Genomic DNA, 18224 nt, shown 5'->3' with positions numbered 1-18224 from the left:
AACGGGATGGTCCGGCCGTGACTAAGCCGTGTCCCTTGCGTGAAGATCCCTCCTATAGCATTCCCTTCGCTGATTCACCCGAAGGTGTAGAGGGGGCCCTTAGCCGTGACCGTCCGTACGGCCGAAGTGCGCAGCCGAGGGCGGCGGCGTGCTCCGCGCTCCGGGCGCCCGAAGGCCCCCGCAGGGCTGCTGCCCACGCCCCCCGACGAACGGGAGAAGTACAGCTACGTCAAGCGCCACACGTGGGTGCTGACCTCCAGCTCCTTCCTCGGCTTCGCCTGCGTGCTGTACAGCCAGGCCGACACCGCCCGGCACAGCGGGTGGATCTGGGTGTTCGCGCCCACCCTGCTGCTGGCCGTCGTCGGCTTCCTCATATCCCTGCGCCTGGAGGCGTTCGCGCCCAGCTTCGACCTCAAGGCGCACCGGCGTCTGGTCCGCCGCTGGCAGCCGCAGCACTACCCGAGCGTCGACGTCTTCCTGCCGGTGTGCGGCGAGCCCCTGGAGGTGCTGCACAACACCTGGCGCCACGTACGGATCCTGGCCGACACCTACCCCGGCCAGGTCGAGGTCCTGGTGCTCGACGACGGGGACAGTGCGGAGGCGGCCGCCATGGCCGCCGACTTCGGCTTCCGTCACCTGGTGCGGCCCAACCGGGGCTGGATGAAGAAGGCCGGCAACCTCCGCCACGGCTTCGAGAACTCCTCCGGCGAGGCGATCCTCATCCTGGACGCCGACTTCGTCCCGCGCTCGGACCTGCTGCACGAGCTGATGCCGTACCTGGACGACGACCCGCGCTGCGCCATCGTCCAGTCCCCGCAGTTCTTCCGGGTGCTGGACCAGCAGAACTGGATCGAGCGCGGCGCCGGCGCCGTCCAGGAGCTGTTCTACCGCTCGGTGCAGGTCTCCCGGCAGCGCAGCGACGGCTCCATCTGCGTCGGCTCCTGCGCGGTCTACCGGCGCGCGGCCCTGGACGAGATCGGCGGCACCAGCCTCATCGAGCACTCCGAGGACATGCACACCGGCTTCGACCTGCGGGCCCGCGGCTGGGACCTGCGCTACGTACCGCTCGCGCTGTCCACCGGCATCTGCCCCGACACCGTGGGCGCCTACTACAACCAGCAGTACCGCTGGTGCATGGCCTCGATGAGCATGCTCGGCAGCCTGCGCGACTTCTGGCAGGTGCGGATGCGCTTCGCCAGCCGCCTCTGCTACATGTCCGGATTCATCTACTACATCGAGACGGCCCTGCTCACCTTCACCACCCCGCTCATCGCGCTGACCCTGCTGATCCACTACCCGGACCAGCTGCAGGCCACCAACTACTGGATGGTCCTGCCCAGCGTGCTCTACCTGACGGTGGTCTACCCCCTGTGGCACCGCAACCCCTACCGGCTGGAGGCCTGGGCGACCCGGGTGATGTACGGATGGGCGCACGTCTTCGCCATCTGGGACGTCGTACGCCGCCGCCCGATGGGCTGGCAGCCCACCGGATCCAGCGGTGCCAAGAAGAACAAGACCCGCCGCTTCTGGGGCGGGATGTGGCTGTGGAGCGCCCCCACGGCCGTGCTGTGGCCGGTCCTCGCCGTGTGGCGCATGAACGGCGCCCACCCGGAGAACTTCGCGCTGATGCTGGCCCTGGGCCTGTTCTACGCGGTGGCCGTCGGCCGGGTGCTGATCCAGCCCAAGGAGGTGACCGAGTGAAGGCCACGGCCCTCGCCCGGACGCTGGCTGCCCTGCTGACCGGGATCCTCTGCCTGGCGGGCTGTGTCAGCTCCGGCCCGGCACCCATCGGCGCCGGCGGCAACGGCGCCCAGCCGGCCGCGACCGGGCCCGGCGGCGGCGCGTCGTACGTGCCCGCGCAGCCCTACGACGTCACCCCGCTGCTGCACCCGAAGGCCAAGTACTTCGGCGCCACCTTCGACGGCGTCCCCAAGGACCTGAGCCCCGTCGCACGCTACGCCTCCCAGGTCGGGCGCACCCCGACGATGCTGGAGTACTACCTCGGCTGGGGCGACGAGTTGCAGACGGACCAGACCGAGGCCGTGTGGGAGAACGGCCAGCTGCCGTACATCGCCTGGGAGCCGCACAAGGCCACCCTCGCGCAGATCGCCGACGGCAGCCAGGACGCGTACATCGTCAGCACCGCCCGTACGCTGCGCGCCCTGAACGTGCCCGTGGCGATGAGCCTGGCCCACGAGATGAACGGCGCCTGGTACCCCTGGGGCACCAAGGGCGCGACCGCCGCCCAGTTCGTCAAGGCCTGGCGCCACGTCCACGACGTCTTCCAGGACGAGGGCGTCTCCACGGTCATCTGGGTCTGGAGCCCGAACATCATCAACCCGGTGCCCCAGGTGGCCCTGAAGCCGTACTACCCCGGCGACGGGTACGTCGACTGGATCGGCGTCGTCGGCTACTACGCGCGCACCGGGGCGCAGGACTTCCAGACCCTCTTCGGGCCCACCTTCCGCCAGATCAGGACCTTCACCCAGCGTCCCTTCCTGCTGGCCGAGACGGGGGCCCAGCCCAATCCGCGCAAGAGCGCGCAGATCACCGAACTGCTGAAGACCGTCGCCACCCGCAGCGACGTCGTGGGCTTCATCTGGTTCGACCTGAACAAGGAGACGGACTGGCGGGTCGACAGCAGTCCCGAGACGCTGGCCGCGTTCCGCACGGCAGCCCGGAACCACCGGTACGACCTCGACTTCGACGCCCTGAAGTAGCCGAAGCAGACGAAGCAGAAGAAGCGGACAAGACAGAAACCACGATGACCTATACGGAGCACCCGCGGCCGGTGCACGACGAGACCCTGCAACTGCGGGTCCTGCCGCCGCCCCCGGCCGAGGCCGACCCCGGCTTCTCCTTCGTCGAGCAGCCGCTGCCCGGCTGGACCCTGCCGCCGGTCGCCGAGATGGGCTGGGCCGCCGACACCGGACGGCGGCGCCGCATGGTCGGCCGCGCGCTGCTCGCCGTGATCCTGCTCGTCCAGGCCGCGCTCTCGCTGCGGCTGGCCAACTCCGCCTTCGAGGACGAGGCGCTCTACGTCTACGCCGGGCACGTGGAGATCGGCCACCTCTTCTACGGGTCCCCCGACTACGGCGGCTTCGACACCTACTTCTCCGGCGCGCCCGTCCTGTACCCCGTGCTCGCGGCCGCCGTGGACTCCGTCCTCGGCCTCGCCGGGGTCCGCGCGCTCAGCCTGCTGTTCATGCTGACGGCCACCGCCTGTCTGTACGGGCTGACCCGGCGCCTGTTCAACGAGCGCGCGGGCCTGTGCGCCAGCGCGCTGTTCGCCGTCTCCATGCCGACGCTGTTCCTCGGCCACTTCGCCACCTACGACGCCCTGGCCGTCTGCCTGCTGGCCCTCACCGCCTGGCTCCTGGTGGTGATCGCACCGCGACACTGGCTCCTGGCCGTCCCCGTCGGGCTGGTCGCCGCGCTCGCCGTCGCCGTGAAGTACGCCTCCGCGCTGTTCCTGCCGACGCTGGTGCTGCTGTTCGTGCTGGCCGCCTACCGGCACCACCATGTGCGCCGCGCCCTGCTGCGCGGCGCCCTCTTCAGCGTGGCCACCATCGGCGCGCTCCTCGGCGGCCTCGCGGCCAGCGGCTATCTGACGGCGATCCAGAGCACCACCACGGCGCGCGCCCACGGGGACACGCCCGCCTGGCAGATCCTCCAGGACACCACCCGCTGGGCGGGGCTGCTGATCGCCGTCGCCCTGGTCGGCACGGTCACCTACGCCCGCACCGCCCGGCTGAGCGAGATCCCGGGGTGGCGGCGGGCCGTCCCGGGCCGGCGCTGGCGCACCTGCCTGGGCGTGCTGCTCACCGGCACGGCGCTGCTCGCGCCCGCCTACCAGATCCATCTGCAGACCGAGACGTCCCTGCAGAAGCACATCGGCTTCGGGCTGTTCTTCGCCGCGCCCATGGCGGGCGTCGGGATCACCCGGCTCATGGGCGCCCACTTCAAGTTCCCGCAGTGGGCCATCGCCATCGGGGTCGTCGCGCTCACCCTCGGCCTGAGCCAGTCCGCCGCCTACTTCGGCAGCTGGCCGGACACCCGCTACCTGATCCCGCAGCTCTCCTACACGGTGCGTCCGGGCCAGCACTGGCTGGGCGATCCGAAGGAGGGCCCGGTGTACTACCTCAGCCGTGAGCGCCGCTCCTCGTACCAGGACTGGACGTCCTTCTTCTTCATCGACTACAAGGCCCCCGACGGCCGCCACCTGTCGGGCGTGCCCGGCTACCGCGCGGCCGTCCGCGCGGGCTACTTCGACGGTGTGGTGCTGAACTACTCCGGCGGCCTGCCCGCGGCGCAGGAGGCCGTACGCCAGGAGATGCGCACCAGCGGCCGCTACCGCCTGACCAGTTCGCTGCCGTACCGGACGTCCACGGGCGGCGGGCACTTCGAGATCTGGGTCAGGCAGAGCGCCGGCCGGTCGTGAGGACGCGGCGCCGCCCCGTCGTGGCCTCGCCCGGCCCAGACGCGTAACGTGCCCGGCATGAAGATCCTGATCAGTGCGGATATGGAGGGTGCCACCGGCGTCACCTGGCCGGCCGACGTGCTCCCGGGCACACCGCAGTGGGAGCGGTGCCGGTCGATGTTCACCTCGGACGTGAACGCCGCCGTGCTCGGCTTCTTCGACGGCGGCGCCGACCAGGTGCTCGTCAACGAGGCCCACTGGACCATGCGCAACCTGCTGCTGGAACGGCTCGACGAGCGGGTCGAGATGCTCACCGGGCGGCACAAGGAGCTGACCATGGTGGAGGGCGTGCAGCACGGCGACGTGGACGGCATCGCGTTCGTCGGCTACCACGCGGGCGCCGGCATGGAGGGCGTCCTCGCCCACACCTACCTCGCGAACCAGATCACCGGGGTGTGGGTGAACGACGTCCGCGCCAGCGAGGGTCTGCTCAACGCGCATGTCGTCGCCGAGTACGGCGTACCGGTCGTGCTCGTCACCGGCGACGACCTGGCCTGCGAGGACGCGCTCGGGTACGCGCCCGAGGCGCTGAAGGTCGCGGTCAAGGACCATGTGTCCCGGTACGCGGCGGTGTGCCGCACCCCGGCCCGGACCGCCGCCGACATCCGCGCGGCCGCCAAGGAGGCCGCACAGCTGGCCGTCCGCCACGAGCCCGTGCACGGCGGGCCGTTCACCGTCGCCGTCGAGTTCGACGCCGAGCACCTGGCGATGGCGGCGACCGTCGTCCCGGGTGTCGCCCGCATCGGCGAGCGGAAGGTGGCGTACACCAGCGACACCATGTACGAGGGAATCCGGACCTTCAAGGCGGTCACCACGATCGTCTCGGCCGCGGTGGAGGAGCAGTATGGCTGACCAGCAGGCACTGGACGAGGTGGTCGAGTTCACCTCCGGTCTGATCCGGATCGACACCACCAACCGGGGCGGCGGCGACTGCCGGGAGCGGCCCGCCGCCGAGTACGCGGCCGAGCGGCTGGCCGGGGCGGGCCTGGAACCCCTGCTGCTGGAGCGGACCCCGGGGCGGACCAACGTCGTCGCCCGGATCGAGGGCACCGACCCGTCCGCCGACGCCCTGCTGGTGCACGGTCATCTGGACGTGGTGCCGGCCGAGGCCGCCGACTGGAGCGTGCACCCGTTCTCGGGCGAGATCCGTGACGGCGTCGTGTGGGGGCGCGGCGCCGTCGACATGAAGAACATGGACGCGATGATCCTCGCGGTCGTCCGCTCCTGGGCCCGGCAGGGCGTACGGCCCCGCCGTGACCTCGTCATCGCGTTCACCGCGGACGAGGAGGACAGCGCCGAGGACGGCGCCGGGTTCCTCGCCGGCCGGCACCCGGAGCTGTTCGAGGGCTGCACGGAGGCCATCGGCGAGTCGGGCGCCTTCACCTTTCACGACGGCGCCGGCCGGGAGATCTACCCCATCGCCGCGGGGGAGCGCGGCACCGGCTGGCTGAAGCTCACCGCGCGCGGCCGGGCCGGGCACGGCTCCAAGGTGAACAAGGAGAACGCGGTGACCCGGCTCGCCGCCGCCGTCACCCGGATCGGCGAGCACGAGTGGCCGCTGAGGCTCACCCCGACCGTACGGGCCGCCCTCACCGAACTCGCCGCCGTCTACGGCATCGAACCGGACTTCGGCGACGTGGACGGGCTGCTGGACAAGCTCGGCCCGGCCGCCAAGCTGGTCGAGGCGACCGTCCGCAACAGCGCCAACCCGACCATGCTGGACGCCGGTTACAAGGTCAACGTCATCCCGGGCGAGGCGGTCGCGTTCGTGGACGGACGCTATCTGGCCGGCGGCGAGGAGGAGTTCCGCGCCACCCTGGACCAGCTGACCGGGCCGGACGTGGACTGGGAGTTCCACCACCGGTCGGTCGCGCTGCAGGCGCCCGTCGACTCGCCCACGTTCGCCGGGATGCGGGCGGCCGTCGAGGAGTTCGCACCCGAGGGACACGTGGTGCCGTACTGCATGACCGGCGGCACGGACGCCAAGCAGTTCTCGCTGCTCGGCATCACCGCCGCCTACGGATTCGCTCCGTTGAGGCTCCCCGAGGGCTTCGACTACCAGGCGATGTTCCACGGCGTCGACGAGCGCGTCCCGGTCGAGGCGCTGCACTTCGGCGTCCGGGTCCTCGACCGCTTCCTGCGGACGGCCTAGGCGATGGGGGACGAGGTGCACCAGCAGGCGTACGGTTCCTGGCCCTCGCCCATCGACGCGGCGCTGGCCGCCGCGCACGACGGGCACCCGGAGTGGGTGGGCTTCGTCGGGGACGAGGTGTGGTGGACCGAGCCCCGGCCCGCCGAGGGCGGGCGCCGGGCCTTGGTGCGGCGTGGCACAGACGGTGCGGAGGAGTCGGTGCTGCCGGCGCCGTGGAACGTGCGCAGCCGGGTCATCGAGTACGGCGGTCGGCCCTGGGACGGCGTGATGCGGGAAGACGGGCCCCTGGTGGTGTTCACGCACTTCGCCGACCAGCGCCTGTACCGGTACGAGCCCGGCGGCGAGCCGCGCCCGCTGACCCCCGTCTCGCCGGTGGGCGGCGGGCTGCGCTGGGCGGAGCCGCAGGTGGACCTCGCCCGCGGCGAGGTCTGGTGCGTGCTGGAGGAGTTCACCGGGGACGGTCCGGACGACGTACGGCGCGTCCTGGCCGCCGTACCGCTGGACGGCTCGGCCGCCGACGACCGGGCCGCCGTACGCGAACTCAACGACGGGCGGCACCGGTTCGTCACCGGACCCCGGCTCTCGCCCGACGGGCGCCGGGCCGCGTGGCTGGCCTGGGACCATCCGCGGATGCCGTGGGACGGCACGGAACTGCTCGTCGGCGAGGTCGGTGACGACGGCACACTGCATACCGTCCACACGGTCGCCGGCGGTCCGGACGAGGCCGTGGCCCAGGTGGAGTGGTCTGCGGACGGCCGTCTTCTGTATGCGAGCGACCGCAGCGGCTGGTGGAACCTGTACCGCGACGAAACCCCGCTGTGCCCGCGCGAGGAGGAGTTCGCCGGGCCGCTGTGGAAGCTCGGCCTGCGCTGGTTCGCGCCGCTCGACAACGGGCTGATCGCGGTCGTACACGGTCGAGGGGCGACCGTGCTCGGGATACTGGATCCAGAATCCGGCGAGGTGGTCGACGCCGCCGGACCCTGGAGCGAGTTCGCGCCCGGCCTCGCGGCCCATGGCGGACGGGTCGTCGCGGTGGGCGCCGGCCCGCGCACCGGATACGAAGTGGTCGAGCTGGACACCAGCAGCGGACGCGCCCGCGTGATCGGCGCCCGGCACCGGGATCCCGTCGACCCGGCCTACTACCCCGAACCGCAGATCCGCACCTTCACCGGACCCGGCGGCCGCGAGGTGCACGCCCACGTCTACCCGCCGCACCACCCCGGCCGCACCGCCCTGGACGGCGAGCTGCCGCCGTACGTCATCTGGGCGCACGGCGGCCCCACCAGCAGGGTGCCGCTCGTGCTGGACCTGGAGATCGCCTACTTCACCTCGCGGGGCATCGGGGTCGCCGAGGTCAACTACGGCGGCTCCACCGGATACGGCCGCGCCTACCGGGAGCGGCTGCGCGAGCGGTGGGGCGTGGTCGACGTCGAGGACTGCGCGGCCGTCGCCCGCGCGCTCGCCGAGGAGGGCGCCGCCGACCCGGGCCGGCTCGCGATCAGGGGCGGCAGCGCCGGCGGCTGGACCACCGCCGCCTCCCTGACCACGACCGACGTCTACGCCTGCGGCACCATCGTCTACCCCGTCCTCGACCTCGCCACCTGGGGGCCGGGGGAGACCCACGACTTCGAGTCGCGGTACCTGGAGTCGCTGATCGGCCCGCTCACCGAGGTACCCGCGCGGTACGCCGAGCGTTCGCCCACCGCGCACGCCGACCGGCTCACGGTGCCCTTCCTGCTGCTCCAGGGCCTGGACGACGTGATCTGCCCGCCCGCCCAGTGCGAACGCTTCCTCGCCGGGATCGCGGGCCGGGGCGTGCCGCACGCCTACCTCACCTTCGCGGGGGAGGGGCACGGGTTCCGGCGGGCCGAGACCATGGTGCGCGCGCTGGAGGCCGAGCTGTCCCTGTACGCTCAGGTGTTCGAGCTGGATGTTCCCGGGGTCCCGGAGTTGGAGTTGCGCACGTGAGAGAGCTGGTACGGCCGGCCCGGCTGGCCCCCGGGGCCCGCGTGGCCGTGGTGGCCCCCAGCGGGCCGGTGCCCGAGGAGCGGCTGCAGGCGGGACTGGACGTGCTGCGCGGCTGGGACCTCGACCCGGTGGCCGCACCCCATGTGCTGGACCGGCACGGGGAGTTCGCCTACCTGGCGGGCGCGGACGCCGACCGTGCCGCCGACTTCCAGAGCGCCTGGTGCGACCCGGCGGTGGACGCGGTCCTGTGCGCCCGCGGCGGGTACGGCGTGCAGCGGATGATCGACCTGCTCGACTGGGAGGCGATGCGCAAGGCCGGGCCGAAGGTGTTCGTCGGCTTCAGCGACATCACGGTCCTGCACGAGGCCTTCGCCACCCGTCTGGGGCTCGCCACCCTGTACGGGCCGATGGCGGCCGGCATCGACTTCATCAAGAACGACCGGGCGCAGGAGCACCTGAAGGCCACGCTCCTGGCCCCGGAGACCGTCCGCACCATCGCCTCCGGCGGCACGGCCCTCGTCCCCGGCCGCGCCCGCGGGGTCACCCTCGGCGGTTGCCTGAGCCTGCTCGCCGCGGATCTCGGCACCCCGCACGCCCGTCCCTCGGCGAGCGGCGGGCTGCTGTGCCTGGAGGACGTGGGCGAGGAGACGTACCGGCTCGACCGCTACCTCACCCAACTCCTGCGCGCTGGCTGGCTGGAGGGGGTGAGCGGGGTGCTGCTCGGCTCCTGGGCGAAGTGCGATCCCTACGAGCGGGTGCGGCCCATGCTCGCCGACCGCCTCGGTCCGCTCGGTGTCCCCGTCGTGGAGGAGTTCGGATTCGGGCACTGCGAGGGCGCGTTGACGATTCCCTTCGGTGTCGCGGCCGAACTCGACGCGGACACGGGCACGTTGACGCTGGACGAGCCCGCCCTGCGCTGAGATCCCCTACCGAATCTCCGTCAAGAAACCACGCACAGGCCGATTGACCATGGTCTGACAGGGGTCACAGCATGAGGACCGGCCGTTACCTACAGGCCGGTATCCGCGTTGCCTCGGTGTGGAGGTTTCCGTGCCCCGACGCGTGCCCAGATTCCGAGCCCCGCTCGCTCTCGCCCTGGGCGCCGCGCTCACCGTCCCCCTCGCGCTCACCGCTCCCGCGGCCGCGACCGGCCCGTTCTCCGTCACCGCGCTGAAGTTCACCGTCCGGGCGGGCGGCCGTACCTGCACGGTCGACGCCGACCTCTACCGCCCGGCGGGCGTGGACCGCTCCCACCCCGCACCCGCCGTGCTCGCCACGAACGGCTTCGGCGGGAGCAAGTCCGACGGCTCGACCGACGCGATCGGCAAGGCCTTCGCCCGGCGCGGATACGTCTCGCTCGTCTACTCCGGACTCGGCTTCGGCCGGTCCGGCTGCCTCATCTCACTCGACGACCCCGGAATCGACGGCACCGCCGCTTCCCGGCTCGTCGACTTCCTCGGCGGAGAGCGGGCCGCCGACGACGGCACCAGGGCCGACTTCGTCACCCTCGACTCCGCCGGTGACCCGCGCGTCGGCATGGTCGGCGGCTCCTACGGGGGTGCCATCCAGCTGGCGACGGCCGCCGTGGACCACCGGGTCGACGCGCTCGTCCCCCTGATCACCTGGAACGACCTCGCCTACTCGCTGGATCCGAACAACACCGCCGGCGGTGTCCCCGGCGCCTTCAAGTGGCAGTGGACCAACGGCTTCTACCTCATCGGCGAGAGCCGGCCGCTGACCGTGCCGAACCTCGACCCGTCCCGGATCAACTCCCTCGCCTGCCGCCACTTCGTCACCGAGGCCTGCGAGACGATCCGCACCCTCAACTCCGGCAGCTACCCGGCGCGCGCCACCGCCGAGCTGCTCGCCTACCTCCGCAGCGTCTCCCCGGTGTCGTACCTGAACCGGGTCGAGGCACCCACCCTGCTGGTCCAGGGACAGGCCGACAGCCTCTTCAACCTCAACGAGGCGACGGCGACGTACCAGACGCTCAAGGCCCAGGGCGTGCCCACCCGGATGATCTGGCAGTCCTGGGGTCACAGCGGCGGCATGACCGACCCGGCCGCCGGTGAACTCGACCTGACCCAGGGCAACTTGGAGTCGAGCTACGTCGGTCGGCGCATCCTCGCCTGGTTCGACCGCTACCTCCACCGGCGCACGGACGCCGACACCGGCCCGGCCTTCGCCTACTACCGCGACTGGATCACCGACCCGAACCGTGCCTACGCCACCGCCGCCCACCTGCCCGCCCGCACCCGGAAGCTCTACCTCTCCGGCGACGGCAAGCTCGTCGACAACCGCAGGAAGGTGGCGCGAGGGAGCCGTACCTACCGCAACGGGCCTGTCCCCACGAGCCATTCGGAGAGCCTGCTGACCGGGACGGTCGGGCTGCCGGACCCGGCGCCGTACGACACCGAGGGCACCTACCTGGGCTGGAGCAGCGCACCGCTGACCCGCGCCACGGATGTCGTCGGCGCACCCCGGGCCACCCTGAAGGTGGTGTCCCCGCAGGCCGAGCGGACGCAGAACTCGGGCAACGCCGCCGACAGGCTGGTCCTGTTCGCCAAGCTGTACGACGTCGCGCCCGACGGCACGCAGACGCTGGTGCACCGGCTGGTCGCGCCGGTCCGGGTGCCCGACGTGACCCGGAGCTTCACCGTGTCCCTGCCGGGCATCGTGCACCGGTACGAGAAGGGCCACCGGCTGCGGTTCGTGATCGCGGCGAGCGACGACGCGTACTTCGGCAACCGCGGGATCAAACCGGTCACCGTGGTCAGCACGCCCGACGACACCGGGGTGCTGGAACTTCCGGTGCTCGGCGGCTGAGTCCGGCCCGTAGGCTGGCGGGATGCCGCACACCACATCCCGCTACCTCGCCGAAGGCCCCCGCGTGGGCATCCGCCCCTTCACCCTGGACGACGGCCCCGAGTTCACCGCCCGGGCCAGGGAGAGCAAGGACCTGCACCGGCCGTGGCTGTTCCCGCCGGACACCGACGAGGGCTACGCCGCCTACGCCAAGCCGCTCATCGAGGATCCGAGCAAGGCCGGGTTCCTCGTGTGCGAGAAGGACTCCGGGGACATCGCCGGGTTCATCAACATCAACAACATCGTCCGGGGCGGCTTCCAGTGCGGCGCCCTCGGCTACGGCGCCTTCGCGCACGCGGCCGGCCGGGGGCTGATGCGCGAGGGCCTCGACCTGGTGATCGGGTACGCGTTCGGGCCGCTGGGGCTGCACCGGCTGGAGATCAACGCGCAGCCCGACAACGTCCCCTCCGTCGCGATGGCGCGGGGCGCCGGCTTCCGGCTGGAGGGCTTCTCGCCCGACATGATCTTCATCGACGGGGCCTGGCGGGACCATGAACGCTGGGCGCTCACCGTCGAGATGCGCGCCACTTCCGACCCCGCCTTTGCGCAATCCTGACCGGCAGCGCCCCTGGCCGACTCCCCGCACCCCGGGTTCCATGGTCATCGTGACGAGGATCCGACGTGAGGTACTGACCCTGCCCGCCGCGCAGTTGGGCCCCGACAACCCCCTGCCCCCGCTCCGGCCTCTCGACGATGGGGGCACCGCCCACGCCCTTGAGGCAGTGGGGGACCACCGCATCGGCGGCCGGGAGCGGGGCGACATGCCCCGGGACATGGCCCGGCAACTCGGCTACGAGCCGCTGCACAGCCTGTTGCCGGTGCGCGTCCGCGACGGGTACGGCAGAACCCGTGAACCCCGCGCCCTGGACGCGCTGGTGATCGAGAACGACCGGCTGCGCGCCACCGTCCTGCCCGCCCTCGGCGGCCGGATCGCCTCCCTGGTCCACCTGCCCACCGGACGCGAACTCCTCTACCGCAACCCGGTGTTCCAGCCCGCCGACTTCGCTCTCAACGGCGCCTGGTACTCCGGCGGCATCGAGTGGAACATCGGCGCCACCGGCCACACCGCCCTCTCCTGCGCCCCCCTGCACGCCGCCCGCGTCCCCGCCCCCGACGGCGGCGAGATGCTGCGGCTGTGGGAGTGGGAGCGGCTGCGCGACCTGCCCTTCCAGGTCGACCTGTGGCTCCCGGAGGGCTCCGACTTCCTGTACGTCGGCGTCCGGATCCGCAACCCGCACGAGCGCCCGGTGCCCACGTACTGGTGGTCCAACACCGCCGTACCCGAGGAGCGCCGGATCCTCGCCCCCGCCGAGGAAGCCTGGCACTTCGGCTACGAGCGCCGCCTGCGCCGGGTGCCCGTGCCCTCGTACGACGGCATCGACCGTACGTACCCGCTCAACAGCCCTTACGCCGCCGACTACTTCTACGAGGTCCCGGACGGCCGGCGCCGCTGGATCGCCGCGCTGGACGCGGACGGGCACGGGCTGGTGCAGACCTCCACCGACAGGCTGCGCGGCCGCAAGCTGTTCGTGTGGGGCAGCGGGCCCGGCGGCCGGCGCTGGCAGGAGTGGCTGACCGAGCCCGGCACCGGCGGCTACTGCGAGATCCAGGCGGGGCTCGCCCGCACCCAGCTGGAGCACGTCCGGCTGGAGCCGGAGAGCGAGGTGTCCTGGCTGGAGGCGTACGGCCCGCTCGACACCCCCTCCGAGGGCGCGTGGCCGGAGGTCGTCCGGGGCGCCGAGGAGCGGCTCGCCGCGGTGCTGCCGCGCGCCCGTGTCGAGGAGGCGCACGCGGCCTGGAAGCCGTACGCCGACACCGAACCCGGTGAGATCCTCGCCACCGGCTCCGGCTGGGGCGCGCTCGAAGTGCTGCGTGCCGACTGGAAACTGCCCGGCACCCCCTTCCCCGAGTCCACCCTCGGCGAGGCACAGACGCCCTGGCGGGAGCTGCTGCGCACCGGCTCCCTGCCCGAGCCGCGCCGGGTCCGCCCGCCCGGCGAGACACCGGTCGCCCCGCACTGGCGGGACATGCTGGAGACCGCGCCCGCCGACCCCCACACCGAGTACCACCTCGGCGTCGCCCAGTGGCACGCCGGCGACCGCGCCCAGGCGGTCCGCAGCTGGGAACGCGCCCTCCCGCTCGCCCCGTCCCTGTGGCCCCTGCTGCGCTGCCTCGCCGTGGCCGACCAGGAGTCCGGGCACCACGAGCGGGCCGCCGAGCGGTACGCGGAGGCCTTCGACGACCTGTGCCGCGAGCGGCGCGACGACGGCGAGGCCTGGACGGCCGCCGTGGCCGCGCTCGGCCGGGAGGCCCTGGCGGCGCTGCTGCGGGCCCGGCGGCCGGCGGACGCCCGCGCGGTGTGGGAGCGGCTGCTGCCCGCCGTGCGGCGGCGCGGCCGGTTCCGGCTGCTGGAGGCCGAGCTGCTGCTCGCCGAGGGGCGGCGCGCCGACGCCCGGGCCGTCTTCGACGCGGGCTTCGAGGTCGCGGACCTGCGGGAGGGCGCGGAGGTGATCGGGCGGCTGTGGGCCCGTCTCACCGACGAGCCCCTGCCCGCCCGCTACGATTTCCGGATGCGCCCGGACACGCCCTGAGAGCCTGTGTCAGCCGCCGTGGTCGACGTACTCGAAGACCGAGCCGTCCGGGTGCACCGCGAGCAGATTCCGGCCCACCGGCGTCGGCACCGGTCCCGCGACGATCCGGGCGCCCAGCTCCGTGAGCAGCCGGTGGGCCTCGTCCACGTCCTTCACGGCGATCGTGGCCGTCACCTTGCGCAGCAGCTCCAGCTCGGACTCGGGGCCGCTCATCAGCAGGAAGGAGCCGATCGCGGCGACCTGTACGCCCCCGCGTTCGAACCGGAGCGCTCTGCCGCCCGCGAGACGCTCGTAGAAGGGGATCGCGGCTTCGAGGTCGTCGACGCAGATGCGCAGCGAGGCGCCCAGAATCTCCATGCGGACGAGCCTAGTTGGGGCGGCCGGGCGCGCACAGGCCAGGGCCGTGGCCGTCGCTGTTACGCATCGTGTGCGGTGGGTACCCGCAGTTCATGGAGCACATGGATCACCTGGATCACCTGGAACATCTGGACAAGCACCTCGTCGAAGAGCTGGCTCAGGTGGCACGCGAGACGGTACGCGACGAGCTGCGCGAGCAGACCCGCAGGCAGCGCCGTACCGCCCTGCTCTACGCCGCCTCGGGCGCAGTCGCCCTGTACGCGGGCGGCGCGCTCGCGCTCGCCCTGGGCCTCGGCCTCGCCGCCGGCCTGCCCGGCTGGGCCGCCGCACTGATCACCGCGGCGATCCTCGGCGTCATCGCCTACCTGCTGCGCGGCGCCGCCCACCCGAAGCACCCGCATGCGGCCGCCGTGGGTGAGGCCGCCGTCCCGCCCGGCACGCCGTACCCGCCGATGCCGTCCGAGGCCCCCCTCCGGCCGGGCATCGACCCCGAGGGCCCGCACCACCGCGCCTGACCCCCACAGGGGGGAACGGGGGCCGCACCGGCGTCCGGGTGAGCTGAGGGGCGTTTGGGTGGCGCGGGGTCGGTTACGCGGAAAGCCTCGGAGGAGCCACACCGCCGGAGGCACACCGTGAGTCGACCACGCGTCGTGATCGTCGGCGCCGGTTTCGCCGGGTACCGGGCCGCCCGCACCCTCGCCCGTGTGACCCGGGGCCGGGCCCTGATCACCCTGCTCAACCCGACCGACTACTTCCTGTATCTGCCCCTGCTGCCCCAGGTGGCCGCCGGGATCCTGGAACCCCGCAGGATCACCGTGTCGCTGCCCGGCACCCTGCGCGGGGTGCGGCTGCTGCTCGGCGAGGCGCACCACGTCGACCTGGACGGCTGCACCGTCCACTACACGGACCCCGAGGGCGGCACCGGGACCGTCGGCTACGAACGGCTGGTGCTGGCCGTCGGCAGCGTCAACAAACTGTTGCCGATCCCGGGGGTCGCCGAGCACGCGCACGGGTTCCGCGGACTGCCCGAGGCGCTGTACCTGCGCGACCACGTGACCCGGCAGGTGGAGCTGGCCGCCACGGCCGAAGACCCGCGGATCCGCGCCGCCCGGTGCACGTTCGTCGTGGTCGGCGCGGGCTACACCGGCACCGAGGTGGCCGCGCAGATGCAGCTGCTCACCGACAGCCTCGCGCGCCGGCACCCGGCGGGCGCCGGGCGGCCCCGCTGGATCCTGCTGGACACCGCACCGCGGGTGCTGCCGGAGCTGGACGAGCGGCTCTCCCGCACGGCCGGCCGGGTGCTGCGGTCGCGGGGCGTCGACGTACGGACGGAGACCTCCGTGAAGGAGGCCGGCCGGGACGGGGTGCTGCTCACCGACGGCGAGTTCGTCGCGTCGCGGACCCTGGTGTGGTGCGTCGGGGTCCGGCCGGATCCGCTGGTCGAGGCCGTCGGACAGCCGCTGGAGCGGGGCCGGCTGATCGTCGATCCGTACCTCCGGGTGCCGGGGAGCGCGGACGTGTTCGCCTGCGGGGACGCGGCCGCCGTACCCGATCTGGAGCACCCGGGCGAGTTCACGCCGATGACGGCCCAGCACGCCTGGCGGCAGGGCCGGGTGGCCGGCGAGAACGTGGCCGCCTCGCTCGGCCTCGGCCGGCGCCGGCGCGCCTACCGCCACCGCGACCTGGGCTTCGCCGTCGACCTCGGCGGCGTCCAGGCCGCCGCCAACCCGTTCGGCATCCCGCTGTCCGGGCTGCCGGCCGGCGCGGTCACCCGCGGCTACCACCTGGCCGCGCTGCCCGGCAACCGCGTCCGCGTCGCCGCCGACTGGCTCCTGGACGCCGTACTCCCGCGCCAGGCCGTCCAGTTGGGGCTCGTCCGGTCCTGGGCGGTGCCCCTGGACACGGCGTCACCGGAGCACCCTCTCCCGCAACACCCCGAAGGAGTCTCATGAACACCGCCGAACTCGCCGAACTCGGCCAGCAGTTGCGCGTCGACAGTGTGCGGGCCGCCGCCGCGGCGGGCTCCGGGCATCCGACCTCCTCGATGTCCGCCGCCGATCTGATGGCCGTCCTGCTCGCCCACCATCTGCGCTACGACTTCGAACGCCCCGAACACCCCGCCAACGACCGCTTCGTGCTCTCCAAGGGACACGCCTCGCCGCTGCTGTACGCCGCGTACAAGGCGGCCGGTGTCATCGAGGACGGCGAGCTGCTCACCTTCCGCAAGCTCGGCAGCCGCCTCGAAGGCCACCCGACCCCGCGCCGGCTGCCGTGGGTGGAAACGGCCACCGGCTCGCTCGGCCAGGGCCTGCCGGTCGGTGTCGGCATCGCGCTCACCGGCAAACGCCTGGACCGCGTCGGCTACCGCGTGTGGGTGCTGTGCGGGGACAGCGAGCTGGCCGAGGGCTCGGTGTGGGAGGCCGCCGAACACGCCGCGTACGAACACCTCGACAACCTGACGATGATCGTGGACGTCAACCGGCTCGGTCAGCGCGGCCCGACCCGGCACGGCCACGACCTGGACGCCTACGCCCGCCGCTTCGCGGCCTTCGGCTGGCACACGATGGAGATCGACGGACACGACGTCGACGCCGTCGACCGGGCCTACGGCGACGCGCTGGCCCGGACCGGGCAGCCCACGGTGATCCTCGCCCGCACCCTCAAGGGCAAGGGCGTCGCCTCGGTCGAGGACCGCGAGGGCCTGCACGGCAAGCCGCTGCCCGAACCCGAGGAGGCCATCGCCGAACTGGGCGGACCGCGTGACGTGCGCGTCCGCGTCGGCGAGCCGCCCGCCGCCGCGATGCTCCGCTCCCTCACCACCGAGGTCGTCCAACTCCCGCACTACGACCAGGGGGACGAGGTCGCCACCCGCGACGCCTTCGGCAAGGCCCTCGCGGCGCTCGGAACCGCCCGCGCCGACGTCGTAGCCCTGGACGGCGAGGTCGGCGACTCCACCCGTACCGAGGTGTTCGCCAAGGAGCACCCGGACCGCTTCTTCGAGTGCTACATCGCCGAACAGCAGCTCGTCGCCTCGGCCGTCGGCATCGCGGCCCGCGGCTGGGTGCCGTACGCCGCCACGTTCGCGGCGTTCTTCACCCGCGCCCACGACTTCCTGCGGATGGCCTCGATCAGCGGCTCCGGCATCAACCTGGTCGGCTCGCACGCGGGGGTCGCGATCGGGCAGGACGGGCCCTCGCAGATGGGCCTGGAGGACCTGGCGATGTTCCGGGCGCTGTACGGCTCGACCGTGCTCTACCCGTGCGACGCCAACCAGACCGCCCGGCTGGTCGCGGAGATGGCCGCACTCGACGGCATCCGCTATCTGCGCACCTCGCGCGGCGCGACCCCGGTGATCTACGGCCCCGAGGAGGAGTTCCCCATCGGCGGCAGCAAGGTGCTGCGCTCCGGCGACCAGGACCGGCTGACGGTCGTCGCGGCCGGCGTCACCGTGCACGAGGCGCTCGCCGCCGCCGACCGGCTCGCGGAGGAGGACATCGCGGTGCGGGTGATCGACCTGTACTCCGTCAAGCCCGTCGACGTGGCGACCCTGCGCCGGGCCGCCGAGGAGACCGGCTGTCTGGTGACCGTCGAGGACCACCACGAGCAGGGCGGGCTCGGCGACGCCGTCGCGGAGGCGTTCGGCGACGGCCGGCCCGCGCCCCGCCTGGTCCGGCTCGCGGTGCGCACCATGCCGGGCTCGGCCGCGCCCGACGAACAGCTGCACGCGGCCGGCATCGACGCCCTGGGCATCGCGGCCACGGCGAAACTGCTGGTCGAGGAGGCGATCGTGCGCTGAGCGAGGCACCCCGAT

The 18224-nt window shown here is 72.8% G+C and carries 14 protein-coding genes; 13 read left to right on the top strand and 1 reads right to left on the bottom strand.

Features of this window, described 5'->3' with window-relative positions; translation table 11 throughout:
• The first annotated feature begins 105 nt into the window (after positions 1 to 105).
• The 10 genes from CRP49_RS44975 (at position 106) to CRP49_RS44930 (ending at position 14056) form a co-directional block, all read left to right on the top strand.
• On the top strand, positions 106 to 1701 hold the full coding sequence (locus CRP49_RS44975) for a glycosyltransferase family 2 protein (protein WP_373560435.1): 1596 nt from the start codon (positions 106 to 108) through the stop codon (positions 1699 to 1701).
• Positions 1698 to 2720 carry a glycoside hydrolase family 26 protein gene (locus CRP49_RS44970; protein ID WP_097259082.1) on the top strand — a complete coding sequence of 341 codons (1023 nt, stop codon included), beginning with the start codon at positions 1698 to 1700 and terminating at the stop codon, positions 2718 to 2720. The genes CRP49_RS44975 and CRP49_RS44970 overlap by 4 nt, the downstream gene beginning before the upstream one ends.
• 44 nt (positions 2721 to 2764) lie before the next feature.
• Positions 2765 to 4441, top strand: a complete 1677-nt coding sequence (locus tag CRP49_RS44965; protein WP_257033846.1) for a glycosyltransferase family 39 protein — start codon at positions 2765 to 2767, stop codon at positions 4439 to 4441.
• Between the two features lie 57 nt (positions 4442 to 4498).
• The gene (locus tag CRP49_RS44960; protein WP_097259081.1) at positions 4499 to 5332 is read left to right on the top strand and encodes a M55 family metallopeptidase; all 834 of its coding nucleotides are present in this window, start codon (positions 4499 to 4501) and stop codon (positions 5330 to 5332) included.
• Positions 5325 to 6632 carry a M20/M25/M40 family metallo-hydrolase gene (locus CRP49_RS44955; RefSeq protein ID WP_097259080.1) on the top strand — a complete coding sequence of 436 codons (1308 nt, stop codon included), beginning with the start codon at positions 5325 to 5327 and terminating at the stop codon, positions 6630 to 6632. The genes CRP49_RS44960 and CRP49_RS44955 overlap by 8 nt, the downstream gene beginning before the upstream one ends.
• A 3-nt stretch (positions 6633 to 6635) precedes the next feature.
• Complete coding sequence (locus CRP49_RS44950) at positions 6636 to 8600, top strand: prolyl oligopeptidase family serine peptidase (protein WP_097259079.1); 1965 nt, start codon at positions 6636 to 6638, stop codon at positions 8598 to 8600.
• The gene (locus tag CRP49_RS44945; RefSeq protein ID WP_097259078.1) at positions 8597 to 9520 is read left to right on the top strand and encodes an LD-carboxypeptidase; all 924 of its coding nucleotides are present in this window, start codon (positions 8597 to 8599) and stop codon (positions 9518 to 9520) included. Before CRP49_RS44950 ends, CRP49_RS44945 begins: the two co-directional genes overlap by 4 nt.
• Before the next feature lie 130 nt (positions 9521 to 9650).
• Positions 9651 to 11426, top strand: coding sequence for a CocE/NonD family hydrolase (locus CRP49_RS44940; protein ID WP_097259077.1), 1776 nt, complete (start codon positions 9651 to 9653; stop codon positions 11424 to 11426).
• A gap of 22 nt (positions 11427 to 11448) precedes the next feature.
• Complete coding sequence (locus CRP49_RS44935; protein WP_097259076.1) at positions 11449 to 12021, top strand: GNAT family N-acetyltransferase; 573 nt, start codon at positions 11449 to 11451, stop codon at positions 12019 to 12021.
• A 40-nt stretch (positions 12022 to 12061) separates the two neighbouring features.
• Positions 12062 to 14056, top strand: a complete 1995-nt coding sequence (locus CRP49_RS44930) for a DUF5107 domain-containing protein (RefSeq protein ID WP_097259075.1) — start codon at positions 12062 to 12064, stop codon at positions 14054 to 14056.
• Between the two features lie 9 nt (positions 14057 to 14065).
• On the opposite strand, the gene CRP49_RS44925 is transcribed toward CRP49_RS44930, so the two are convergent.
• Positions 14066 to 14413, bottom strand: coding sequence for a VOC family protein (locus CRP49_RS44925; protein WP_097259074.1), 348 nt, complete (start codon positions 14411 to 14413; stop codon positions 14066 to 14068).
• A 101-nt stretch (positions 14414 to 14514) separates the two neighbouring features.
• On the opposite strand from CRP49_RS44925, the gene CRP49_RS44920 reads away from it, so the two are divergent.
• From CRP49_RS44920 to CRP49_RS44910, 3 genes are all read left to right on the top strand, one after another.
• The gene (locus CRP49_RS44920; RefSeq protein ID WP_097259073.1) at positions 14515 to 14928 is read left to right on the top strand and encodes a phage holin family protein; all 414 of its coding nucleotides are present in this window, start codon (positions 14515 to 14517) and stop codon (positions 14926 to 14928) included.
• Between the two features lie 117 nt (positions 14929 to 15045).
• Positions 15046 to 16365 (top strand): NAD(P)/FAD-dependent oxidoreductase, encoded by a 1320-nt coding sequence (locus tag CRP49_RS44915; protein WP_179852058.1) that lies wholly within the window; start codon positions 15046 to 15048, stop codon positions 16363 to 16365.
• Positions 16362 to 18209 carry a transketolase gene (locus CRP49_RS44910; protein ID WP_097259071.1) on the top strand — a complete coding sequence of 616 codons (1848 nt, stop codon included), beginning with the start codon at positions 16362 to 16364 and terminating at the stop codon, positions 18207 to 18209. The genes CRP49_RS44915 and CRP49_RS44910 overlap by 4 nt, the downstream gene beginning before the upstream one ends.
• The last annotated feature ends 15 nt before the right edge of the window (positions 18210 to 18224 follow it).

It is taken from the genome of Streptomyces sp. Ag109_G2-15 (assembly GCF_900215565.1).
Classification (GTDB): Bacteria; Actinomycetota; Actinomycetes; order Streptomycetales; family Streptomycetaceae; genus Streptomyces; species Streptomyces diastatochromogenes.
This window is presented reverse-complemented; position numbering and strand designations above follow the sequence as displayed.

Bases quoted from the DNA above. Each gene is read 5' to 3' on its own strand.
- CRP49_RS44950 (WP_097259079.1), top strand. From the start codon at position 6,636: ATGGGGGACGAGGTGCACCAGCAGGCGTACGGTTCCTGGCCCTCGCCC.
- CRP49_RS44920 (WP_097259073.1), top strand. From the start codon at position 14,515: ATGGATCACCTGGATCACCTGGAACATCTGGACAAGCACCTCGTCGAA.
- CRP49_RS44935 (WP_097259076.1), top strand. From the start codon at position 11,449: ATGCCGCACACCACATCCCGCTACCTCGCCGAAGGCCCCCGCGTGGGC.
- CRP49_RS44955 (WP_097259080.1), top strand. From the start codon at position 5,325: ATGGCTGACCAGCAGGCACTGGACGAGGTGGTCGAGTTCACCTCCGGT.
- CRP49_RS44960 (WP_097259081.1), top strand. From the start codon at position 4,499: ATGAAGATCCTGATCAGTGCGGATATGGAGGGTGCCACCGGCGTCACC.
- CRP49_RS44925 (WP_097259074.1), bottom strand. From the start codon at position 14,413: ATGGAGATTCTGGGCGCCTCGCTGCGCATCTGCGTCGACGACCTCGAA.
- CRP49_RS44930 (WP_097259075.1), top strand. From the start codon at position 12,062: ATGGTCATCGTGACGAGGATCCGACGTGAGGTACTGACCCTGCCCGCC.
- CRP49_RS44965 (WP_257033846.1), top strand. From the start codon at position 2,765: ATGACCTATACGGAGCACCCGCGGCCGGTGCACGACGAGACCCTGCAA.
- CRP49_RS44910 (WP_097259071.1), top strand. From the start codon at position 16,362: ATGAACACCGCCGAACTCGCCGAACTCGGCCAGCAGTTGCGCGTCGAC.